Raw genomic sequence first — 22,261 nt, forward strand, 5'->3', positions numbered from 1 at the left:
ACCCACCGGATTTGTCGTCAGGAGAGAGTGAAGTCACCGGAGACGGTCACCGATTCGTTGAAGACCGGGGCTTTGATGAGCGCCGTGTTGAACGTCATCTGGCGTTCCTTGCGTGACGGAACCGGCGGAACCGACGGGACCGAAGTCGCGTCGAGCAGGCGGGCGACCGCCAGCTCGAACCCCGCGTCGCGGGACATGTGCGTGGCGATCACCGTCTCCAGCAGGCGCCACGCGCGCGGGCTGCCGTTCGCCTCGGTCAAGGCCCGCCGCGCCTCCTCGTCCTCGGCGATCCGCGCCCGCACAAGGTCGGTGAGTTCACGGCCACGCCGCGATGCCTCCGCCGTACTCCCGTGGCGGCGCGCTCCGGCGATCAGCGCGATGGCGCGGCCCGCGGTCGTGCGGAACGCGGGTGAGGGGGCGGCGGCGCGGAATGCGGGCGCCGCGGCGACCCCGTCCCTCGGCAAGGGTTTGACGCGTGGTTCAGCGCGTGGTTCTGTGCGGCCTTCGGCCGGAGGCTCGGGGCGGGCGAACGGCGGAGCGGCGAGGGCGTCGTCCTGCGCGGCGATGCGCGATTGCAGCCTGAACAACCAGGGCAGCGGGTCGAGCCCCTTCTGGGACTGCGCCTTGATGAGCTCCCCGAGCACCCGGAGGGCGTCGTCGACGTTCCCACAGCGATAGTGCGCGATCGCGAGAAGCTTGATGATCTCGGCGGACTCGGGGGTGCGTTCGGCCAGGGTGATGAGGTCGTTGAGGTGTTCGCGGTGCCTGCCGATCGCGAGTTCGACGTTGAGCCAGTCGACGACCGCGGCGTGGCGCTTGCGCAGCAGCTCGGTGCGCCGCCCCTCGATCCATGAGCCGCTCAGATCGGCGAAGGGTTCCGGGCCGTTGAGCGGGTCTGAGTCGAAGCTCCAGATCTCCAGCGCGGACTTGAAGAGCTCGGCCGCCCGCCACATGGCGCGTTGCCGGTCACTGGGGGTTGCATCGGCGGGTGGGCCGGTGGGCGAGCCGTTCGTGCGCCCCAGTGTGTGGGCCGCTTTGATCTTGTCGAGGAATCGGTGCAGATCGACCCGGTCTCGAGCCACTCTCACGAGATATCCGCCCGAGCACCTCGGCAGCAGGTCGTGGCCCAGGGTGCGGCGCAGGTCGCCCAGATAGCTGGTCAGTGTGTCCGAGGCGTGCCTCGGTCGCTCCTCGGGCTCCCAGCGTGCCCTGATCAGCTCCTCGCGGCCGACCTTGCGGCCGGGTGTCCACAACATCGCCGTCAGGAAGACCCGGTGTGCGGGTTGCCCAAGCTTGATGGCCTGCTGGCCGTCGGATGCCCTTACGGGCCCGAATAAATGAAATTCCACTTCCTGGTCCCTCTGGTGCCGGGTGGAGCGTTGCTATGACAAGCGGGACGGCGTACCGCGGCACAACCCCTAGGAGTTCTCCCGGTTTCCCTAGGTTTTCCGCCGGCAGCCGGCCCTGTTCGGTGCCTGAGTGTGGTGTCCATCGGGAGGACGACGAGGTCCTCGAAGACGAAAGGAGCACATCTGTGGAAAGCCACGAGGTTCTGGAGCACTCCGCCGGCTGGCGCAAAGCCTCGGCCAGCAACGGCGGCGCCGGCTGCGTCGAGGTGAAGATCGTCGAAGGCGGCGTCGCGCTGCGCGACTCGAAGTATCCCCAGGCGGGTGTGCTGCTCTTCTACCGGGCGGAGTGGGAGGCCTTCCAGAGCGGCGTCCGCGCCGGCGAGTTCGACCTGACCTGAGCCCGCCGCCGGCACTCGGGGGGCGTCCCTGAACTGCGCCCAGGACGCCCCCCGTCCCCTCCTGTGGTCGAAACGCCTATGGGGGGAATCATCGGAACCTCGGCCTTGTCGGCCTTGTCGGCCTTGTCGGCCATGAGAGCGCCTGAGGCCGATGTGCCGGGTCATGTCTGTGCCGCCATCTCGGCGGCGATGCCGGAGATGAGCTCCCCGGCCTCGTCGCCGTAAAGCGCCGAGCCGGCGAGCCGTGCCCATTGGCGCCGGTAGAGCGCGACGTCGGCGGGGGAGGTGACGGTCAGGCCGGCGTGGGCCGTCTCGACCTCGACGAGCACATCGCCCTGCCCGCCGCCGCCCTCGTATATGACGAACCCGTGCATCGGGCTCACGGTCGCCTCGCGGTTTTGCGGGATGACGCCGATGACGACGTTGCCGAGGCTGCCGATCGAGGTGATGCGGTCGAGCTGGGCCAGCATGAGCCGGGGCGGCCCCGGCCGCCAGCGCAGCGCCGCCTCGCTGATGAGAAACTCGAACTCGCGGTCCGGCGCGTAGAGGGCGAGCTGCCGCTGCAGGCGCGTGGCGACCGCCGCCGCGAGCCCCTCCTCGGAGTAGGCGGGGTCGAAGAACGAGAAGACCCGCCGTGCATATTCCGCGATCTGCAACAACCCGGGCACCACCGAGAGCTGGAAGGTGCGTATGGCGCGAGCCCGGTCCTCCAGGTCCTTGAACTCGTCCTGAAGATGCGGGCGGTCGGAGAACGCGATGTTCCACGAGTGCACCTCACCGAAGGCGGCCTCGGTCAGCGCGACGAGGGAGCGCCGTGTCTCCTCGGTCGCCTTGACCGCCGCGGCCCAGGTCTCCACCTGGGGCAGTGACGGGATCGTGGTCCCTGCTTCGATGCGTGACACCTTGGACTGACTGATTCCAATCTGGGTCGCGAGCTCTCTTCCCGAGATGCCGGCCTGCCTGCGCACTCGCGCCAGCTCGACCGCGAGTTGCCGGCGCTTGGTGCGCGGCCTGTCGTCACTGCCCGACGTGCCGCTCATCCGTCCTCGTCTCCCACTGCCCGTGCTTTGTAGCGCTCCAGGATTGGCCTTGATGCACTATGAGTCGTAACGTAGGCAGCATGAGTCGGCGTTGTCAATGCAACGACGTGTGATGATGATGGGGATTGCCGGAGGAGAGACCGCTCTCGTCTCTGTCGCCTTCACTAATACCACAGCTTCCGGGACGGATACGCGGCTTGACAAGCATTGCCTGGTGATTCACGGTGATTCACAGAGTGCCCGTGACGATATCCGGGAAAAGCCGGAGGCCGAGCGGGAGGGGTCCCCGCTCGGCCTCCAGACGGTCCGCACCGGTGGTGCGAGCGATCGAGTGCGGCGGATTCGCCGCAGGTCAGACCGTGATCGACAGGCTTGTCACGTTCCCGCGGCCGGCTCCTTCGCGGCGGTCAGCCCGGCCAGCGCCTCGGCGGCACGCTCGCGATAGGCGGCCACCCCCGACAACTTGATGTCCTCGTAGCCGCGGATGAGATCGGGCAGCTCGGCCACGGCCACCACCCGCTCGGCGGTGTCCGGCGTCAGGTGCCGCATCGCACGCCGCAGGTCGCCGGTGTATTCCGCGATGAGCCGCCGCTCCGTCCGCCGCACATGCGCCAGGCCGAACGGGTCCAGCTTGGTGCCACGCAACCCGCGCATGCCGTACAAGACCTTGAAGGCCGGGTCGAACCACGTGCCGAGCCGGATCTTGCGCCGATAACCCATCGCCCGGAAGATCGGCGGGTGGAGGTTGTAGGCCACCTTCGCCCCTGGACCGAACTCCGCGGCGATCCGAGCCCGCTCCACCGGGTCCAGGTGCAGCCGCGCCACTTCGTACTCGTCCTTGTATGCCATCAGTTTGTGCAGGTGGCGGGCATATGCCTCGGTCACCTGGGTGCCGCCGCCGGGAAGTGCGGCCCGCTCCTCTTCCAGCACGGCGCGTACGGCTTTCGCATAGCTCGCCGCGTAACTGATGTTCTGGTAAGCCGCCAGGTCGGGCACCCTGACCGTGAGCAGCCGGTGCAGTTCGCCGCCAGGTGTCGCGCCGACCGACTCGATGAGCGCCGCCTCGGCGGGAGCCGGCGCCGGGGCGACCGGCTCGGCCGGCTTGCCGGCCCGCTCGACCGACTCGGGCGCGGCGACGACGGCCCGCCCCCAGTGGAAGGCGGCGAGTGTGCGCTCGGCGGCCTTGCCGCCGGAAAGCCGGATGGCCCGCTCGATCGCGCCGAGGCTCAGCGGGATCAGCCCCCGCTGCCAGGCCGCCCCGACGACCAGCGTGTTCGCCGGCATGTGGTCGCCGAACAACTCCTTGGCGAGCTCCTCGGCGGAGAAATAGACGTTGAGCTCGCGCCGCGTCCGCGACTCAAGCGCGCCGATCGGCGAGCCGAGGTCGGTAACGTGCCGGGACGGGTCGACGACCATCGCGCCCGTCGGCACAAGGCTCGTCGACACCACGGCCACCGTACGCTCGCGGTCCGCCGTCGCCAGGTGCTTCGGATCGGTCGCCCCGATCAGGTCCAGCGCGAGATAGGCGTCGACGCTCGCCGCGCTCGCCCGCCCCGACCGGTCGTGCGGACCGTCGAAGATGCGCACGTCGGAGACGACCGTGCCGCCCTTCTGCGCCAGACCGGTCTGGTCGAGCCCCCGCGACCGCTTGCCGTCGAGCATCGCGGCGGTGCCGAGGATCTGCGCCACCGACACCACCCCCGTGCCGCCGATGCCGACCAGCCTGATCACGGCCTCACCGGTCACGACCGGCTCCGGCAGCGGCAGCGCCGGGGGCGCGGGCACCGCCACACGCTTCTTGGTCTTCTTGCCGGGCACGATGGTCAGGAAGGACGGGCAGTCACCCTCGACGCAGGAGTAGTCCTTGTTGCACGACGACTGGTGGATCTCGGTCTTCCGCCCGAACTCCGTCTCGATCGGCAGCACCGACAGGCACTCCGACTTCTTCCCGCAGTCCCCGCATCCCTCGCAGACCCGCCGGTTGATCGCGACCCGCGTGGCCGGTTCTGGCGCCTCCCCGCGCTTGCGCAACCGCCGCCGCTCGGCGGCGCACTGCTGGTCGTGGATGAGTACGGTGACCCCCGGCACCTCGGCGAGCTCCCGCTGCGCGTCGGTGAGCGCCGAGCGGTCGCGCACCTCCGCGATCGACGCCAGCCGCACGCCCCTGTAGCGGCCGAGCTCCTCGGTGGTGACGATGACGCGGCGCACGCCCTCGATCTCCAGCCACCTGGTCAGGTCGGCGACCGCGAGCGACGGCTGGATGATCTGGCCGCCGGTCATGGCCACCGCGCTGTTGTAGAGGATCTTGTAGGTCACGTTCACCCCGGCTCCGACGGCGGCGCGCACGGCGAGTGAGCCGGAGTGGTGGAAGGTGCCGTCGCCGAGGTTCTGGAAGATGTGCGGCGTGTCGGTGAAGGGGGCCTGGCCGATCCACTGGGCGCCCTCGCCGCCCATCTGGGTCATGCCGGTGAACTCGCCCTTGCCCTCCGGGTTCAGCACGATCATCGTGTGGCAGCCGATGCCGCCGGCGACCGGCGCGTTGTCGGGCACCGAGGTGGAGCGGTTGTGCGGGCAGCCAGAACAGAAGAACGGCGTGCGCTTCGGGCCGAGCAGGGTGAGCGGCGCGGGCCGTGAGATGACCTTGAGGCCGGCGGCGACGTGCTCGCCGAGCCCCTTACGGCGAAGCCGGGCCCCGATGGCGCGGGCGGCGAGGTCGGCGTCGAGGCCGCCCGTGGGCGGGATGAGCGGCTTGCCGTTCTCGTCGGTCTTGCCGAGGATCCTGGGCGCGTTGGCTGTGCCGTACAGGATGTCCTTGAGCGCGGTCTCCAGGACGGGGGCCTTCTCCTCGATCACGAGCAGCTCTTCGAGGTTGCTCGCGAAGTCGCGCACGATCTCGGGTTCGAGCGGCCAGAGCATGCCGATCTTGAGCAGCCGGATGCCGAGGGCGCGCAGGGCGTTGTCGTCGAGGCCGAGCTTGGTGAATGCCTCGCGCACCTCGTAGTAGCCCGCGCCCGCGGCGACGATGCCGAGCCAGGCGCCGGGGGCGTTGACGGTGACGTGGTTGAGGCGGTTCGCGGCGGCGTAGGCACGGGCGAGGCCGAGCCGGGGGCCCCACAGCGTGCGCTCCATGTCGAGGGAGGCGGGGGCGAGGAGTGTGCTGTTCGGGACGTGGCGGTACGGCGTGCCGTTGAACTGGACCGTCGGCACGATCGGCGTCACCCGGCCGGCGCCCACCGACACGGTGCCGGTGCCGTCCACGACATCGCTGATCGCCTTGAGCGCGACCCACAGGCCGCTGGCCCTGGACAGGCCGACGGCGTGGCGGCCGAAGTCGAGCAGCTCCTGCACGCTGCCCGGGTAGAGCACGGGCATGCCGAGGGAGGCGAGCAGGCTTTCGCTGGCCGAGGGCAGGGTGGAGGATTTGCAGGTCGGGTCGTCGCCGCACAGGGCGACCAGCCCGCCGTGCGGGTGCGCGCCCACGTGGTTGCCGTGGCGGAACGCGTCGGCGGCCCGGTCGACGCCCGGGGCTTTGCCGTACCAAACGCCGAGCACACCCCGGTGGCGCGGGCGGGGCAGTGAGGGGACCAGTTGGCTGCCCCAGACGGCGGTGGCGCCGAGCTCCTCGTTCTGGCCGGGTTTGTGCACGACGTTGAGGGGTTCGGCGTGGCGGTGCGACCGGGAGAGCTCCAGGTCGAAACCGCCCAGCGGGGAGCCGGGGTAGCCGGAGACCATGGTCGCGGTGTCGAGCCCGGCCGTCCGGTCGGCTCGCATCTGGTCGAGGATCACCCTCACCAGGGCTTGTGTGCCGCTGAGGAAGACCTCTCCTTCGGGGAGGAGGTACCGGTCATCGACGGTGACCTCGCGGGCTTCAGAGATCGTCATCGTCGCCACCTGTCTCGCGTTTATCCCCACAACCTGCGGGAATGGGGCAAGGTTATGTCAGAGCTCATGACATTCGATGCTGATATTTGACCGAAGTGGCTGGTCTATTAGCATTTGATGTTATGGATGCCACAGACCGCGCAATTTTGCGTCTCCTCCAGGTCGAGGGCAGGATGAGCAACCTTGAACTCGCCGAGCGTGTACGGCTCACGCCCTCTCCGTGTCTGCGCCGGGTCCGTAACCTTGAGGAGACGGGGGTGATCACGGGTTATCGCGCCGTGGTGGATCCTGCCGCCGTGGGGCGGGGGTTCCAGGTGATCGTCTTCGTCGAGCTCACGGGGCAGGACGCCGAGACCGTCCGGGCATTCGAGGAGGCCGTCATGGACATCGACGACGTGATCGAATGCCTGCGCATGTTCGGGCGTCCCGACTATGTGCTGCGGGTGGCCGTGGCCGACATGGAAGCGTTCAGCAAGCTCAGGATGGAGAAACTCGGCCGGCTGCCAGGGCTCGACAAGATGACCTCGCAGATCGCAATGAAAAGCTTTAAATCTGCTGGAACCCTTCCGCTGTAAGGGGTCTGGGACGGGGTGAGGCCATGCGTTGTGTACGTTCCCTGACGGAGCCCGCCGGGCGGCGGGCTCCCCGGAGGCGGACCCACCGCATCTTCCTGCGCGCCGCCGCGTCGGCCACGGCGGTCACCGGCGCCCTCACCCTCTCGGCCGGCCACGGCGCCACGGGCACGGTGGACGCCGGGTCGCCGAAACCCTCACCCTGCGGCTCCTCTCAGTGCCAGACGCTCGACGGACACCGCGTCGAATACGGCACGATCAGCAGGCCGCTGCTGAAAGATCAACCGAAACTTGGCACAACACCCGTCGGCTACGCCCGCGTGCTGCGCACCCGGCTTGACAGACCCGCGGCCGGCACTCTCATGGTCAACCCCGGCGGTCCAGGCGCCCCCGCGATCAGCGAGGCCAAAGGCTACATCGCCCAGTTCAAGGACCTGCTGACCGACTACGACCTGCTGCTCATCGACCCGCGCGGCACCGGCCGCTCCGGCGAGGTGAGCTGCCACGTGAAACGCAGCGAGATCGCCCACTCGGGCAGGCTGGGCTTTCAGGAGAAGGTCGCCCGCTGCGCCGCCGAACTCGGGCCCAGGGCCGCCGCCTACACCTCCGCCGCCACCGCCGACGACTTCGACGCGGTCCGCGCGCACCTCGGCATCGACAAACTCGTGCTCTTCGGCACCTCCTACGGCACCTACCTCATGCCGATCTACGCCCAGCGCCACCCCTCACGGGTGAAGAGCATCGTGTTGTCGGGCGCCTACCCGCTCAACACCGACCCCCTCGGCCGCGACAGCGCCCAGGCGGTCTCCCTCGACCTCCAGCGCATCTGCGCGCGCAGCGGCGAGTGCGACGGGAACCAGGCCGTCCGCGACCTCACCACCTTCGCCGCGCAGCTGCGCGAGAAGCCCCTCAAGATCTCGCTAAAGGTAGGCGACAAGACGCGGAACGTCACCTTCGACGAGTCCATGCTCGCCTCTCTGCTGTTCACCGGGGCCAGCAGCGGCGTCGGCTCCAAGCCCGACGAGCCGAGCATGCTCGGCGGCCTGCCGTCCGTGCTCGCCGCCGCGGTCAAGGGCGACTACAAGGGGCTGCGCTCCATGCTTGAGCAGACGGCCTCGGGCCGCGCGGCCCATGACGACTTCCAGTCCATGGCGGTCGTCTGCAACGACTATCCCCGGCCGTTCTCCGTCGACGCCTCCATCCCGCAGCGCCGCGAGCAGTTCGCCGACGCCCTCGCCCGGACCCGGCCCGGCGACTTCGGCGCCTTCAGCGCCCGCGGCTTCACCGGGGGCCTCGACGACCTCGCCGACGCCTGCATCACCTGGCCCCGCGTGAACACCGCCCGCCCCTACGTCTCCACCGGCCGCTTCCCCGACGTCCCCGTCCTGGTGCTATCGGGCGACCTCGACGCCAACACCACCGTCCTCGCCGGCCGCCGCGCCGCCGCCCAGTTCAAGAACGTCACCTTCCTGGTGGTCCCCAACATGGGCCACACCCCCGACGCCGACCCCGGCGGCTGTGTCACGGGCATCATCGTCAAGTTCATCCGCACCGGCGACGTCGGCCGCGCCACCTGCCTCTCCGACCTACCCGCCATCAAGGTCAAACCCCCGGGCTAGCGATCATCCTCCCTCTACCATCGGAGGCATGGACAAAGCCCAGGGGGGACCTCTTCGGCCTGCGCTTCCAAGCTGTTGGAGCGGCAGATCGAGCGTGACAATCTTCGCGATCTAATCGTTTCCGCGAAAGCCGCGCACGGCCCCCTCGACACGGCGGAGCTGCGGCCAAACGTGCCGTTCTCCGCGGAGAAACCGACGTGTCGGAGGCCGGCCACAACACCGCCAGGTGTTGACGCTCAGGTGATTTCCTTCAGCGGCAGGCGGACCTGGAAGCAGGTGTCGCCGGGGCGGGATTCGACGCGGAGGTCGCCGCCGTGGCGGCCGGCGACGATGCGGAAGGAGATGTCCAGGCCGAGGCCGGTGCCCTCGCCGACGGACTTGGTGGTGAAGAAGGGCTCGAAGATGCGTTCGCGCAGCTCCTCGGGCACACCGTGGCCGGTGTCGCAGATCTCGACGAGGGCCGAGTCGTGGCCGCGTGAGGTGCGCACGGTCAGGGTTCCGGTGTCGCCCATGGCGTCGAGGGCGTTGTGGATGAGGTTGGTCCACACCTGGTTGAGCTCACCGGCATAAGCGGGAATGGGCGGAAGGTCGGGATCGTAGTCCGTGACCACGCTGACGCCTGGCGGGATCTTGCCGCGGAACATCGTCAAAGTGCTGTCGAGCAGCTCCCGCACGTCGATCACCTGGTAGGGGGCCCGGTCCATCTGGGAGTACTGCTTCGCCGAGTCCAGCAGCGTGGTGATGCGCTCGGTGGCGTCGGTCACCTCGTCGAGCATCTGGTTGATCTCGGTCGCCCCCGCCAGCCATCGCACCGCCGCCGGCAGGTGCTCCCCGCCTACCGCCTGCCGCAGCTTGTCGAGGTGGTCCGCCTTGAAACCGACCGACACCAGCGTCGGCGCCAACTCCCAGCTCTCCTCGACCCCGGCGTCCTCAAGCTGCTCCGCCAGCTCGTCCTCGGCGTCCGAGACCTCAAGCGGTGAGCGCGCCGGCTGCTCCGCCGTGTTCCTGGCGCACTCCTCCTGCATCTCGATCAGCGCCCGGAGCCGCTCAGGTGCGATGCCCGCCTCCGCCAGGTCGGCCAGCTGGCGGCGGGACTCGCCGACCTCCTGCCGCAGTTCGCCGACCGCGCGGGCCGCCGCGGCGGCCGGGTTGTTCAGCTCGTGCGTGAGGCCCGCGGTGATCGTGCCGAGCGCGGTGAGGCGCTGTCTGCGGTCCACGAGCTCACGCCAGGTGAGCCCGCCGAGCCGCGCGCCGTCGAGCAGGTGCACGGCCATCGGGAACCAGTCGTGCATCATCTGCCCGAACCGCTTGGCGGGCAGCACAAAGAGCCGGGACGGCGCCGTGGTGCGCAGCGAGTGGCCGTAGAACAGCGGGGCACGATCGCCGAGATAGGCCGTGACGGCTCCGCCGTACACCCCCGGCTTGGAGGTGGGCTCGCCGGAGACCGGGCCCGTGGTGCTCTGGAGCGTCATGACGATCTCGCCCTCGATGAGCACGACGAAGATCTCGGCCGGCTCGCCCTGCCGCACGATGAACTCGTCCGCGTCGTGCGCCTGCACCTCGCCGTGGGAGGCGAGCCAGGCCAGCCGATCGTCGTCCAGCCGCTCGAAGAGGAACAACCGCCGGAGCTCATCGCGATCGATCATGTCTTCTCCAGGTAGCGGTGGACCATGGCCACCGCCATCGCGCCCTCGCCTACCGCGGAGGCGACCCGCTTGATCGAGTCGGCCCGCACGTCGCCCGCCGCGAACACGCCGGGCACGTTGGTCTCCAGGAAGTACGGCTCGCGCTGGAGCTGCCATCCCCTCGGCCGCTGGCCGGCGGCCGTCAGATCGGGGCCGGTGAGCAGGAAACCCTTACGGTCGCGCTCGACGGCGTCGCCCAGCCAGTCGGTGTACGGCTGAGCCCCGATGAACACGAACAACCACTCGGCCGGGCTCGTCCACGTGTTGCCCTCGGGGCCGCGGAACGTGAGCCGCTCCAGGTGACCGTCGCCCTCACCGGCGATCACCTCGGTGTGGGTGTGCACGACGATGTTGGGGATGCGGCCGATCTGCTCGATGAGATAGTGCGACATCGACTTCTCCAACCCGTCGCCCCGCACCAGCAGGTGCACCTTGCTCGCGTAGCCCGACAGGTAGACCGCGGCCTGGCCCGCCGAGTTGGCCGCGCCCACGATGTAGACGTCCTGGTCGCAGCAGGAGGGGGCCTCGGTGATGGCGGCGCCGTAGTAGACGCCCCGGCCGACGAAGTCGGAAAGGCCGGGCGCGCTGAGCCGCCGGTAGGAGACGCCGGTGGCCAGGATCACGGTGTGGGCCGCGAGGCTCTTGCCGTTCGCGAGTCCGAGCACCTTGGTCTGGCCCTTGACCGACAGGTTGGTCACCTCGCAGGCCAGCAGTAGTTCGGCGCCGAACTTCTGGGCCTGCCGCCGGGCCCGGTCGGCGAGTTGCCCGCCGGACACGCCGTCGGGGAAGCCCAGGTAGTTCTCGATCCGGGAACTCTGCCCGGCCTGCCCGCCCGAGGCGTGCATCTCGACGAGCACCGTGCTGAGGCCCTCGGAGGCGCCGTAGACCGCCGCGCCCAGCCCGCCCGGCCCGCCGCCGATGACGACAAGGTCGTAGAAGTCGGTTGTGGGGGCGGTCGACAATCCCACCGCCTCGGCGAGCTGCGCGCTGGTCGGCGCGGCCAGCGTGACGCCGTCCGAGGTCACCACCAGCGGCAGCTTGTCCGCCGGCACGTGCCCCTCCGGGTGGTCCTTCATCTCGCACACCTCGGCCGCGGCCGCGACGAGCTGGGCGCCCTCGTTCTCCTCGGCCAGCAGCCACCGGTAGGGCACCTGGTTGCGGGCGAGGAAGTCGCGCACCTCGTAGGACCGGGCCGACCAGCGGGCCCCGACCACACGCAGCTCCGCCGTACCCCGGCGGTCGGTGCGCTGCCAGGCGTCGAGCTGGGCGTCGATCACCGGGTAGAACTTCTCCTCCGGCGGGTCCCAGGGCTTGAGGAGGTAATGATCGAGGTCGACGACGTTGATCGCCTGGATGGCGGCGTCGGTGTCGGCGTAGGCGGTCAGCAGCACACGGCGGGCATAGGGGTAGACGTCCATCGCCTGTTCGAGGAACTCGACGCCGTTCATCTGCGGCATGCGATAGTCCGCGAGCAGCAGGGCCACCTCGTCCCCGCGCAGGCGGAGCTCCCTGACGGAGTCCATGCACTGACCGGCGCTCTCGGCGCGCACGATCCGGTAGGCCGCGCCGTACTTCCGGCGCAGGTCCCGGGCCACCGAGCGGGACACGCCGGGATCGTCGTCCACCGTCACGATCACCGGCTTCAGTGCCGTTTGGGGTGATGTGGGTGGGGAGATGTCCGGCTTCATGACAGCCCCGTCCATATCCCGCCTTCCTACGGCTACTTACCTCTTTCTCGCAGCATGTCACATGGGTGCTGATTTTGATGCTCTAAGGGGGGCGGGGGACCACCCGGGGCCCCGCTCTGGGAAGCGGGGACCCCAGGGGGCGCCGGCGTCACTCGTTGGGCGCCGACGTGGGGGAGGGGGAGTCAGAGGCCGGCCTCTCGCCGTCCTTCGTGTTCTTCGCCATGTCGCAACTGGAGTCCTTGAGCGCGTTCTTTGGCACCTCCGGGAGTGCGTCGACCACTGACGTCTTCCGCTGCGTGGTGATTCCGACCACCGTCCCCACCGGGGTGTCGTGGTCGTTCCCCGCGACTGCCGTGTACCTCGCGCCGAGGTAGAGATATGTCTCCGGAGCGAAGATGATCTCTTTGCGCACGCCGTCGGCGGTCATGGCGAGGGAGACGCCGTCGCGGCCGTCGCCGTCCTTCACCCCTTCTGCAATCTCCACCCCGGGGATCGACCTCGCGGCCTCGAAGAGCGCGGCGCGCTGCGCCCGAGGCACGTAGTGGTCTTGCAGCAACGTATGGACTTCCTCGAACGCCAGGAATTCCCGCCGCTCCCCCCTGCCGGACATGAGGGTGTCCTCATACGCGACTCTCTTGTCAAGCACGTCGCGCATCGCCTTCGCCTCGGTCGGCAGGCCACTGAGATAGGCGTAGTTCGGACGCCAGCCCTTCTCCCAGTCAGGGCAGTCGGCGGTCACCACAAGCCACGGTGAGAGTTCCTTCGCCTTCCGCACCGAGGGAGAGTCGCCGAAGAAGACCAGCCCCTCCTTCGTCTCGTCGTAGTACCGCCAGGTCGTGCGTATGTCATCGGTGTAGATGTACTTCTTGCTGCGATCGTCCTTGTTCCGGTAGGAGCTCCGCGACTCCACCTTGATCCACTGCCCTGGCTTCGGCTCAAGTTCCCCGCTCGTGCCGTACGGCAGAGCCGTGGCCTTGGCCGGCTGAGATGTGCCGGCCCCAGGCGGCACATCACGCGGGCCGGCGGACGACAGCGCCACCGTGACTCCGCCCACCAGCACGACGGTTGTGCCGAACGCGGCCACGGCCTGCCAGCCGATGCGGGGGAAGACGAAACTGGTGCGCCGCGGCTTGTCCGCCTCGGCGAGCAGGCGGCGGCGCGCGGCGCGCTTCGCCTCCTCCGGGTAGTGCGGACCGGCAGGCGGATGGTCGCCGAACAGCTTGATCTCATCCATGAGGGGACTCCAGGGTGAAGGGATCGATGCCGCCGAGGGCCCGGCGCACCTTGGCGCGGAGCCGGTGCAGCCGGGAACGGACCGTGCCGACGGGGATGCCGAGCGCCAGCGCCGCGTCGTCGTAGCCGAGGTTGCCCCAGGCGATCAGAAGCAGCAGGTCGCGTTCGGCGGCCGACAGGGCCGCCAGTGCGCGGGCCAGTTTGGGGTGGAGCTGCTCGGCGGAGACACGCTCGGCCACGCGCTCGTCGAACGAGCTCGGCCGGTCAGCGGCGACCCGGGCCATTGCCCGGGTGCGCCGCCTTTCGGCTCTGCGGTGCCTGGCGACCATATTTGTGGCAATGCCGTACAACCATGGCCTGGCGTCCTGGTGGACGCGGTCGTAACGGGCACGGCCACGGAACGCGATGAGGAACACCTCGGCGACGACATCCTCGGCGAGTTCGGCGCCGAGACGGCGTGCCGTGTAGCGGAAGATCTCATCGGCGTGCCGGTCGAACAGCACCGCGAAGAGCTCCGGCTCGGCCGTGGAGCGTTCGATCAGGGCCGAGTCGGAGTCCATGGTGCCATCGCGGGTGGGCGGCGTCAGGGCGTCGTCCACGGGGATCGCCATGTGATGGGCGGCCGGGGCGCGGACGGTCCAGGATGGATTCACACCCCGTTCTTCACCTCGCTGGGAAGTTGGTTCCAACTTTTTTTCTCGCGCTGATATGGAATCGGTGACGGTGAGTAGCCACTTGTATCCCGGCCGGTCTGAGGGGGCCGAGCCGGCAAAAATGCGGTTGCCTCACCTTTTCTGAAACGAAGGGCTTTCGGATCGGGCGCATGCGTGTTCTCCTAGGTCTCGTGTCTGGAGTTCACCCCCTCCGAGCCGGCTCGCCACGCGGTGCAATCGGTCAATGGCCCTTTGCTAACATGCGTCCTTCCTGGCCATTGTCGTCTTCACGGCGACGGTGCCCGCATTGAGAAAAGGCCGAGTGTGGTGATCTTCCTTGTCGCCGGCTGCTCGAGCTCTTTGTGTGGGCCTGTGTGAGCTGGGAATGTGGATGTGGCATCCATCGCCACCGCGGCCGCCGGCCGCCTCGTCCCGCGTATCGGCCGCCCGGCCGGGTGCGCTTGGCGTGTGGATGATGAATGCTGGATGGACCGAACCGTTAGCGGTTTGTGAGGTAAGGAGCGGGTTTGCATACTGCTCGGACAACAACGGAAACAACCGACAATCGGGTGGTGGACTACCGGCAGGCAGGGCCCACAGTGCTGCGCATGCTGGTCGGCGCGCAACTGCGCCGGCTACGCGAGGCCATGAGCGTCACCCGCGAGGAGGCCGGGGAGACGATCAGGGCGTCGACCTCCAAGATCAGCAGGCTGGAGCTGGGCCGCACCGGCTTCAAGCTCAGGGACGTGGAAGACCTGCTCACACGCTACGGCGTGCACGACGAGGCCGAGCGTGCCCCATTGCTCTCCCTCGCCGAGCAGGCCAACGCCCCCGCCTGGTGGCACTACTACGCCGACGTGGTGCCCCAGTGGTTTGAGCCCTTTCTTGGGCTGGAACAGGCCGCCTGCGTTATCCGCACCTATGAGGTGCAATTTGTCCCCGGGCTACTCCAGACCGAGGATTACGCGCGGGCCGTCATCCGGGCCGGCCGCGGCGGCGTCACCCCCGAGGAGGCCGAACGCCGTGTCGACCTGCGGATGAGGCGTCAGCGCCTGCTGCGCAAAACGCCCGCCCCCAAACTGTGGGCCGTGGTCGACGAGACCGCGCTGCGGCGGCCCATCGGCGGCGTCGCCACCATGAAAGCGCAGCTTAAGCACATCATCGAGATCGCCGAACTCAAACACGTCACCGTGCAGCTGATGCCGTTCAGCTCAGGAAACCACGCCGGATCGGCGGGCCCAAGCACCATTCTGCGTTTTCCCGAGAACGAACTCCCCGACATCGTCTACCTCGAACAGCTAACCGGCGCGCTTTACCTCGACAAGCCGGCCGACACCCAGCGCTACTGGCACGTGATGAACCGTCTCGGCGTCGAGGCGGAACAACCACGCGAAACCATTCAGCACCTCCACCGCATTCTCCGGGATTTCTCATAACCCGCGGCTCAGCCGCCGTCCGCCCACGGCGGGGTGAGCACGGCGGAGCCCTCCACCCGGTCGCCCGCCAGATCGGCGAGCGCCCGGCCGGCCTCGGCGAACGGGTAGGCGACGGTCGCGACCCGAGGTGACCGAGCCGTGACGATCTCCAGGAACGCGCGCCCGTCCGCACGGGTGTTGGCCGTGACGCTGCGCAGCGTGCGCTCCTGGAACAGGTGGCGCTCATAGTTCAGCGGCGGAACGTCGCTCAAGTGGATGCCGGCCACCGCGAGTGTGCCGCCGCGGTCCAGCGCCGACAGCGCCACCGGCACAAGCTCACCCGCCGGGGCGAAGAGAATGGCGGCGTCCAGTGGCTCGGGTGGTGCGTCCGCCGCCCCGCCTGCAGACGCCGCCCCGAGCTCCGCGGCCAGCTCACGTGCTTTCGCCGACCGGGTCATGACATGCACCTTCGCGCCCTGCCACATCGCCACCTGCGCGGTGAGGTGGGCGGAAGAGCCGAAACCGTAGATCCCGAGCACTCCCCGCGGTGGCAGGTCGCAGCGGAGCAGCGCCCGATGGCCGATGATCCCCGCGCACAACAGCGGCGCCAGCTGGACCGCGGGCACCTCGTCCGGTAGCGGATAGACGTAGTCAGCCAACGCCGTGACATATTCGGCATAGCCACCGTCGGCGTCCCACCCCGTGTACGTGGACCCGGGGCAGAGGTTCTCCGCCCCCCGGCGGCAATAGCGGCATCGGCCGCAGGTCGAGCGCAACCACGCCACCCCCACCCGGGAGCCGGCCAGGTCCCGTCCCCGCGCCGCGTCTCCGTGCGCCACCACCCGCCCCACGACCTGATGGCCGGGCACCGTGCGCTCCCGATGCGGTGGCAGGTCGCCCTCGGCCAGATGCAGATCCGTACGGCAGACCCCGCACGCCTCCACCCGCACCAGCACCTCGTCCGGACCGGGTTCCGGCACGGGCAACCGTACGCGCTCCAGCGGGTTCGTCCGGATGGGGCCCGGCCGGGCGACCACCCACGCATCCATCTCCTGAGGTCGCATGACATGTCCTCCCCGTGCTCCCTATGTTTCCCCGGTTTCCCCGCCCCGTTCCCTCGTCACTGGAAAAAGGAGTTGCCCTCGAATCGAGACGGGCCGTATCGTCTCACGCTATGAACGAGTGCTTCGCCTGCCTGATGGTGGGCTATGTGATCCGTCCTCGCGGCAGCCAGGCCCTGGCCCGCTGACGAGGACGCACCACACCGAAAGCCGCGCGTCCTCCATGCGTGCGCCCAGGGCCTCCGAGACCTGTTTCACTCTCGGACCCGGAAGGGCGTCACCGTGGCAAAATCCTTCGCGCACGGAAACTACTCGCACACCCAGAAAAAGGTTAAGCAGTCCGGCGGTCGCACTCAGCGTGACCTGGACCGTCGCAGACTCTCCCAGAATTTCCTCGTCGACCGCCACGCCGTACGGCTCGTCGCCGAAGCGTCAGGCACCCACGAGCTGGTGCTGGAGCCCGGAGCCGGGGAGGGCGCCCTCACCCACGCCCTGGCCGATAGATCAGACAAGGTAGTCGCATATGAAATCGATCCACTTCTAGCCGCCAAACTGGGCGCCCGCAGTCGCGACCACGACCGCATCGAGGTCGTCAAGGGTGACTTCCTCGCCGCTCGGGTCCCCCGCGAACCCTTCGGCGTGGCCGGCAACATCCCGTACTCGATCACCTCCAAGATCGTGGACTGGTGCCTGAGCGCCCCCACGCTCACCTCGGCCACCCTGCTCACCCAGCGGGAATACGCCCGCAAACGCACCGGCGACTACGGCCGCTGGAGCATGCTGACCGTGCTGAGCTGGCCCAGCCACTCGTGGCGGCTCCTCGACACCGTCGGCAGAGACAGCTTCCGCCCCGTGCCCGCCGTCGACTCCGCCATCGTGCGCATCGACCACCGGCCGGGATATCTGCTGCCGCCCGACGCCCGCGACGCCTGGCACGACTTCGTCGAACACGGCTTCACCGGCCTGGGCGGCTCCCTCCACGCCACCCTGACCACCCGCTACCCGGCCCGCCGGGTGGACGCGGCGTTCGACACCGCGGGGGTCGAACCTGGGGCCGTGGTGGCGTTTGTCCATCCGGACGAGTGGCTGGTGCTTTTTGAGGAGCTCGTCTGACATTTGGGGATCCGGGGCCTGGGGCGTTCGCCTCGGGCTCCGGTTTTTTTCGTCACGTCGTTCCGGCAGGTCAGCGGCTCGCCGATGAGCCTATAGGTCTATAACACGTACAGGGAGGTGTAGCACGTACTAGCCTTGGGTCCATGTTAAACAGAGAGAGCCACATACCGCTGTACCTCCAGGTGGCCGACCACATCCGGGCCGACATCGCCGCCGGCGTCCTCGGCCCCGGCCGGGTCATCCCCTCCGAGAGGGAGTTGAGCAGGCAATACTCCGTCTCGCTCGCCACCGTGCGCCGCGCTCTCGCCGAACTGCGGGGCACCGACCTCGTCCACCTGCCCCACCGGTGCTACGCGGTGCCGAGCAGCGGAAGACCACGCCACCCGGCCCGCTCCCGCAAACCGGCAGCCCCTCATGCTCCTCATGCTCCTCGTGCTCCCCGTGTGAAGATCACAATCGAGTGCGATGGCAACTCAGGGACACTCCAAGCCGTCCTACGAATGCTGGGAGAACAGGGGCGCTGAGTTCGGCTTTCCCTGGGCGGGCCTCGGCTTGGGGTACGGAAGGGTCACCACTTGCCATGGCCCGTCCTGGGGAAAGAGACAGGCGGGCCACCCGCTTTAGTAGCGGGTTGTTCAGTGGTGTATGCATTGTTAGGTTTTTTGAGGTGAGTTCGTCTATCGAACTTTGATGCGGAGGGGCCGTATCCGTGGCGGCGGGGCGCGAGGAACACTCTGAGCACCACTCCCCTTCGGCGATCAATGAGATAAGCGGCTCGTTGTCCGGCGCCGCCGTACAGGCCCATGCGATACACGGGGGCGTGCACATCGATGTGGGCGGCCGAAACCTCCCGCCACCCGCCGAACTCGCCCCCGATCCCGCCGTGTTCATCAACCGGGAGGAGGAGCTCAACGAACTCGACCAACTCCTGCACGAACACCCGGGAGCGGCTGCCTCGCCCATACTCGTCGTCATCGTCGGGCTCAGCGGCGTGGGAAAGCGGTCACTGGCCCTGAAATGGCTACACGGGATTCGTTCCTCCTTCGGCGACGGTCAGCTCTACGCCGATCTTGGAGGGGCGGCACCCGAGGCGGTGCTGGGAGGATTTCTCCGCGCGCTCGGCACCGCGCCTGAATTGGTGCCATCCGAATTCGAAGAGCAGGTGAGGCTGTTTCGATCTCTTACGGCGGGCCGTCGTCTCATCGTCATGTTGGAAGACGCGGTTTCGGCCGCGCAGGTGCGCACGATGTTGCCGGCCTCCGCCTCGAGCCTGGTGCTTGTCACCACGCGCCACCGGTTATCGGGTTTAGTCTTTGAAGGGGCGCATTATCTTCCATTGTCGCCTTTAAGCACAGATGCCGCGTTGAGACTTCTTGAGCGCGTGGTGGGCGCCAAGCGTATTCGTGACGAGCGGTCAGCGGCCCGCGAACTGATCCGGCTGTGCGGGCGGTTGCCGATCGCCGTCTGTGCCTCCGCCGCACGCTTGGCGTCACGCCCCCAATGGTCCGTCCAGAGCGTTGTGCACGAGCTCGCGAGTACGCGAACGAGGTTGGCCATGCTTGGTAATGAAGACGAGGAGATTTCCGCTCAAGTCGCGTTCGACGTGTCATACCGCGCCCTCAACGGGGACGAGGCGCGCATGTATCGCGCGCTCGGTGCCCATCCCCCTACGGAGTTCACCTCTGAGATCGCCGCGGTCGCGCTCGACATCGAGGTGGAGGAGGCGGCGAGACTGCTCGACCGGCTGGTCGGAGCGAGCATGCTGCAGGCCCTCGCTGCCGAACGTTTCCGCCTCCACGACCTGCTCCACCTCCACGCCCAGGGGAAAGCGGCCGACAAGGACGCGCACAGCGAGCGCTCGGCAACATTTGTCCGTCTGGCGGAGTGGTATTTGAAACGTGCCGTCGCGGCCGACCTCGTCGTGGTGCCGGGGCGCTGGCACGTCGGACCCGTCTATGAGCAGGTGAGGGGCGAGCCGTCTCCTTTCGACGGACCCAGCGTCGCACTGGACTGGCTGGAGGAGGCTCTCCCCACCATTCGGGCGTTTCTGCTGGAAGCCGCGGACCGCGGATTGCACGACTATGTCTGGCAGCTTTGTGAGGCCCTGCGGGGCCTGTTTCTCAACCGCGTCCATCTCCGCGAATGGGAGGAGACCCACGAGTGGGGGCTCGCCGCCGCCCGTGAGTCCCACAACAAACTTGCCGTGCCCCGCATGATGGAGGCATTGGCCTGGGCCAAGATCCATGCCAGGCACTTCGAGGAGGCCGTGAGCCTTTGTGAGCAGGCCGTCGAGCTGTGGCGTGCCGAAAGCCACGCCCTCGGCCAGGCGTCGACACACAGCAGCCTCGGAGTGGCCAACCTGGGCATGCAACGCCCGCGGTCCGCGGTCGAGCACTTCGCTCGTGCCAGGCTCATCCACCACAGTCTTGGGCGATTGCGAGGCGTGGCGCTCATGACACGCCGGCTAGGCGAAGCCCACTGCGCCCTTGGGAGCTACACCACCGCCGTCAAGGACCTCGCCGAGGCGAGCCGTCTGTTCGAAGAGTTGGGGGATCGCTACAACCAGGCACGCACCCTCACCCAACTCGGCTTGGCGCACCTAGAGACGCACCGCCCGGAAGCCGCGATGGAAACGCTGGCCCATGCTCTCGTCCTCGCCCACGAGATCGGGGCGACATTGCAGGAGGGGCACATCCACCTCGCCATGGCCGACGTGGACGCGGCCGGTGGAGACCGCGCCCAAGAACGCGACCATCTGAGGATGGCATTGAGCACCTTCAGCGCACTCGGCGCACCTCAAGCAGAACAGGTCCAGGCCCGGCTGCACGAGCTCCCACCTGATCTTCAGCCCTGATACAGCACTCGTGGAGGTCGTCCAGGCGTTGTCCGGCCACCGTCCAGGCGTGCGCGGCCGAGGCCGCCACCCATGGGACCAGGGTCGCGACTCGCAGAAGTCCCCCCTCCCGCGTGCCCACCACACATGAGCCGTCGTCAGTCGTCAATGCCACGACCAGGCTGCCGGGATATCGGCGGAGCGACGTCTTGAACACTTGCTCCACCTCTTGCTTCGGCATGGCGGGTCGATAGACGATCACATCGGCGACCGATAACCAGCGGGGCTCACCGCACATCACGCTCATGTGCTCGTCCACCGCGATTTCCTCCGCTTCGCCGTATGGCAGGGGCTGGCTGATGCGGACCCGCACGATATTCATCGTGTTCATCGCGTCACCGTGTGGCGAGCGGCGGTGGGCTGAGCGGGACCGGCATCGGCACCGGCTCGGCGCGCGGTTCGGCGGCGGGCTCGGGTAGGTCGAGCAGACGGTAGATCGTTTGCCGGATCCTCCGTGCCGCCTCCCCCGGCACGGAGGTGAACATCGCCCGTAGCTCGGTGGCCTCGGCGGCCGACCAGCCCCTCATCGCGGCCTCGATCTGCCCGCCGAACGGCTGTTCCCGATCCAGTCGCCCCGCGAGCCGGCCCAGCAGCTCGAAATGCGAACCCGGCACCACATCGTCGGCCTCGTACGGCATGAGCACGACCGGAAGGCCGAGCGCACTCGCATAGCAGACCGGGCTGCCGAGATCTCCGACGACCAGATCCGCTGCGACCAGAGCCCCACGCCACCCGTCCTCGGGCGGGAGCAGCGTGAGCCGCGACCCCGCATCACGGTCCATCCAGGCGTTGACCTGCCGTCGTCCGTGCCAGACCCAGGTGCTCGGGTGAAGGAAAACCACGACCCTGTAGTCCTCCGGTAACTCGGCCGCGAGCCTCACCGGCAGTGTGGGGTCCTGCTGGAGCAGGGAGTCGCCGCCGTAGTGAGAGGTGATGACGATGAGACGCTGGCCGGGGCCGACCCCCAAGGCGTTGCGGTAGGCGGTGCGCCGCGGTCTGCTCGCCAGCATGCGGTCAAAGCAGATGTCCCCAGCGAGTTCGCCGACGGACGCCGCTTCGGGACACTGTTCGGCCAGCACCCGCAGATTGTTCTCGTGCGGCACCATGATCGCGGAGGGGAGGGCGCGTCCTCTGGATGTCAGCCCCCGGGCACTGAGCCCACTGATCACCGGAGGGAGGGACGACCCGTTCCGGATGCGCTTGTTGGCGTAGAAGTTCGGGCCGGCACCGTGAAAGAAGCTCATGATCGGCGCATGGAGCTGCTCCAGCATGCCTTCGCCTGCTGCCATCGCCAGGTCGAACCTGGTCTCGGTCGCCTGCGACCAGGGCATCACCAGGCCCTCTGCTTTACGGAGGAAGTCGTGGGCGCCAGATGCGAAGACCGAGGACGGCGGGACCGTGTAGACCAGTTGCACGCGGTGGTCCGACTCCACGAGCGGGACGATGTCCATGAGACGGGTAGCGGCGGTCAGGTGGTGCACGACCACGAGGACGGTTTTATTTACCTTGACGGTGTCACCTCTGGAGGCGACGAGTGAGAAGGGACCTTTGATGGGGCGGTCACCATACGGCATGGCTGCCTCCTGGCATATGTCGGTTTTGGCATTCCAACACTCATCAAGGGGTTAGAAGGCGCAATCTCTCACATGAACGGGGAATG

General features: G+C 68.3%; 17 protein-coding genes. 7 read left to right on the plus strand and 10 right to left on the minus strand.

Annotated features, from left to right (window positions below):
- Positions 1-17: 17 nt before the first annotated feature.
- Positions 18-1,349 (minus strand): AfsR/SARP family transcriptional regulator, encoded by a 1,332-nt coding sequence (locus tag Ssi02_RS27790; protein ID WP_204030535.1) that lies wholly within the window; start codon positions 1,347-1,349, stop codon positions 18-20.
- A gap of 185 nt (positions 1,350-1,534) precedes the next feature.
- Between Ssi02_RS27790 and Ssi02_RS38925 the strand changes: the two genes are divergently transcribed.
- Complete coding sequence (locus Ssi02_RS38925; protein WP_239129858.1) at positions 1,535-1,747, plus strand: DUF397 domain-containing protein; 213 nt, start codon at positions 1,535-1,537, stop codon at positions 1,745-1,747.
- A 161-nt stretch (positions 1,748-1,908) separates the two neighbouring features.
- On the opposite strand, the gene Ssi02_RS27800 is transcribed toward Ssi02_RS38925, so the two are convergent.
- Together Ssi02_RS27800 and Ssi02_RS27805 are read right to left on the minus strand one after the other, a co-directional pair.
- Positions 1,909-2,787 carry a helix-turn-helix domain-containing protein gene (locus tag Ssi02_RS27800; protein ID WP_204030537.1) on the minus strand — a complete coding sequence of 293 codons (879 nt, stop codon included), beginning with the start codon at positions 2,785-2,787 and terminating at the stop codon, positions 1,909-1,911.
- Between the two features lie 375 nt (positions 2,788-3,162).
- Positions 3,163-6,669, minus strand: coding sequence for an indolepyruvate ferredoxin oxidoreductase family protein (locus Ssi02_RS27805; protein ID WP_204030538.1), 3,507 nt, complete (start codon positions 6,667-6,669; stop codon positions 3,163-3,165).
- 122 nt (positions 6,670-6,791) lie between these two features.
- Here Ssi02_RS27805 and Ssi02_RS27810 point away from each other — a divergent pair, with 122 nt between their 5' ends.
- Positions 6,792-7,244, plus strand: coding sequence for an Lrp/AsnC family transcriptional regulator (locus Ssi02_RS27810; protein WP_204030539.1), 453 nt, complete (start codon positions 6,792-6,794; stop codon positions 7,242-7,244).
- Positions 7,245-7,267: 23 nt separating this feature from the next.
- Complete coding sequence (locus Ssi02_RS27815; protein ID WP_204030540.1) at positions 7,268-8,860, plus strand: alpha/beta fold hydrolase; 1,593 nt, start codon at positions 7,268-7,270, stop codon at positions 8,858-8,860.
- Between the two features lie 236 nt (positions 8,861-9,096).
- On the opposite strand, the gene Ssi02_RS27820 is transcribed toward Ssi02_RS27815, so the two are convergent.
- The 4 genes from Ssi02_RS27820 to Ssi02_RS27835 form a co-directional block, all read right to left on the minus strand.
- On the minus strand, positions 9,097-10,506 hold the full coding sequence (locus Ssi02_RS27820) for an ATP-binding protein (protein ID WP_204030541.1): 1,410 nt from the start codon (positions 10,504-10,506) through the stop codon (positions 9,097-9,099).
- Positions 10,503-12,248, minus strand: coding sequence for an NAD(P)/FAD-dependent oxidoreductase (locus tag Ssi02_RS27825; protein ID WP_239129859.1), 1,746 nt, complete (start codon positions 12,246-12,248; stop codon positions 10,503-10,505). The genes Ssi02_RS27820 and Ssi02_RS27825 overlap by 4 nt, the downstream gene beginning before the upstream one ends.
- 133 nt (positions 12,249-12,381) lie before the next feature.
- Positions 12,382-13,467, minus strand: coding sequence for a CU044_5270 family protein (locus tag Ssi02_RS27830; RefSeq protein WP_204030542.1), 1,086 nt, complete (start codon positions 13,465-13,467; stop codon positions 12,382-12,384).
- The gene (locus Ssi02_RS27835) at positions 13,460-14,119 is read right to left on the minus strand and encodes an RNA polymerase sigma factor (RefSeq protein WP_307825804.1); all 660 of its coding nucleotides are present in this window, start codon (positions 14,117-14,119) and stop codon (positions 13,460-13,462) included. The genes Ssi02_RS27830 and Ssi02_RS27835 overlap by 8 nt, the downstream gene beginning before the upstream one ends.
- Positions 14,120-14,646: 527 nt before the next feature.
- Between Ssi02_RS27835 and Ssi02_RS27840 the strand changes: the two genes are divergently transcribed.
- Entirely contained in the window at positions 14,647-15,555 is a 909-nt protein-coding gene (locus tag Ssi02_RS27840; RefSeq protein ID WP_307825805.1) for a Sco1979 family transcriptional regulator, read from the plus strand.
- A gap of 8 nt (positions 15,556-15,563) precedes the next feature.
- Here the strand turns inward: Ssi02_RS27840 and Ssi02_RS27845 are convergent, their stop codons facing one another.
- On the minus strand, positions 15,564-16,598 hold the full coding sequence (locus Ssi02_RS27845; protein ID WP_239129860.1) for a zinc-binding alcohol dehydrogenase family protein: 1,035 nt from the start codon (positions 16,596-16,598) through the stop codon (positions 15,564-15,566).
- A gap of 360 nt (positions 16,599-16,958) precedes the next feature.
- On the opposite strand from Ssi02_RS27845, the gene erm reads away from it, so the two are divergent.
- The 3 genes from erm to Ssi02_RS27860 all read left to right on the plus strand — a co-directional run bounded on the left by erm (position 16,959) and on the right by Ssi02_RS27860 (position 20,562).
- A complete protein-coding gene (gene erm / locus Ssi02_RS27850; RefSeq protein WP_373870214.1) occupies positions 16,959-17,708 on the plus strand; it encodes an ErmE/ErmH/ErmO/ErmR family 23S rRNA (adenine(2058)-N(6))-methyltransferase in 750 nt (249 codons plus the stop codon).
- Positions 17,709-17,851: 143 nt separating this feature from the next.
- Positions 17,852-18,232 carry a GntR family transcriptional regulator gene (locus tag Ssi02_RS27855; RefSeq protein WP_204030544.1) on the plus strand — a complete coding sequence of 127 codons (381 nt, stop codon included), beginning with the start codon at positions 17,852-17,854 and terminating at the stop codon, positions 18,230-18,232.
- 185 nt (positions 18,233-18,417) lie between these two features.
- The gene (locus Ssi02_RS27860; RefSeq protein ID WP_204030545.1) at positions 18,418-20,562 is read left to right on the plus strand and encodes a tetratricopeptide repeat protein; all 2,145 of its coding nucleotides are present in this window, start codon (positions 18,418-18,420) and stop codon (positions 20,560-20,562) included.
- Here Ssi02_RS27860 and Ssi02_RS27865 read toward each other — a convergent pair.
- Both Ssi02_RS27865 and Ssi02_RS27870 read right to left on the minus strand, forming a co-directional pair.
- Positions 20,486-20,932, minus strand: a complete 447-nt coding sequence (locus Ssi02_RS27865; protein WP_204030546.1) for a hypothetical protein — start codon at positions 20,930-20,932, stop codon at positions 20,486-20,488. The two genes, Ssi02_RS27860 and Ssi02_RS27865, sit on opposite strands and share 77 nt — an antisense overlap.
- A 4-nt stretch (positions 20,933-20,936) precedes the next feature.
- The gene (locus Ssi02_RS27870; protein WP_204030547.1) at positions 20,937-22,175 is read right to left on the minus strand and encodes a hypothetical protein; all 1,239 of its coding nucleotides are present in this window, start codon (positions 22,173-22,175) and stop codon (positions 20,937-20,939) included.
- Between the last annotated feature and the right edge of the window lie 86 nt (positions 22,176-22,261).

It is taken from the genome of Sinosporangium siamense, from assembly GCF_016863435.1.
GTDB lineage: Bacteria > Actinomycetota > Actinomycetes > Streptosporangiales > Streptosporangiaceae > Sinosporangium > Sinosporangium siamense.

What these genes read in the sequence shown, in the direction of transcription:
- Ssi02_RS27800 (WP_204030537.1), bottom strand. Translation starts at nt 2,787, where the DNA reads ATGAGCGGCACGTCGGGCAGTGACGACAGGCCGCGCACCAAGCGCCGG.
- Ssi02_RS27805 (WP_204030538.1), bottom strand. Translation starts at nt 6,669, where the DNA reads ATGACGATCTCTGAAGCCCGCGAGGTCACCGTCGATGACCGGTACCTC.
- Ssi02_RS27810 (WP_204030539.1), top strand. Translation starts at nt 6,792, where the DNA reads ATGGATGCCACAGACCGCGCAATTTTGCGTCTCCTCCAGGTCGAGGGC.
- Ssi02_RS27815 (WP_204030540.1), top strand. Translation starts at nt 7,268, where the DNA reads ATGCGTTGTGTACGTTCCCTGACGGAGCCCGCCGGGCGGCGGGCTCCC.
- Ssi02_RS27820 (WP_204030541.1), bottom strand. Translation starts at nt 10,506, where the DNA reads ATGATCGATCGCGATGAGCTCCGGCGGTTGTTCCTCTTCGAGCGGCTG.
- Ssi02_RS27825 (WP_239129859.1), bottom strand. Translation starts at nt 12,248, where the DNA reads ATGGACGGGGCTGTCATGAAGCCGGACATCTCCCCACCCACATCACCC.
- Ssi02_RS27830 (WP_204030542.1), bottom strand. Translation starts at nt 13,467, where the DNA reads ATGGATGAGATCAAGCTGTTCGGCGACCATCCGCCTGCCGGTCCGCAC.
- Ssi02_RS27845 (WP_239129860.1), bottom strand. Translation starts at nt 16,598, where the DNA reads ATGCGACCTCAGGAGATGGATGCGTGGGTGGTCGCCCGGCCGGGCCCC.
- Ssi02_RS27855 (WP_204030544.1), top strand. Translation starts at nt 17,852, where the DNA reads ATGTTAAACAGAGAGAGCCACATACCGCTGTACCTCCAGGTGGCCGAC.
- Ssi02_RS27865 (WP_204030546.1), bottom strand. Translation starts at nt 20,932, where the DNA reads ATGAACACGATGAATATCGTGCGGGTCCGCATCAGCCAGCCCCTGCCA.
- Ssi02_RS27870 (WP_204030547.1), bottom strand. Translation starts at nt 22,175, where the DNA reads ATGCCGTATGGTGACCGCCCCATCAAAGGTCCCTTCTCACTCGTCGCC.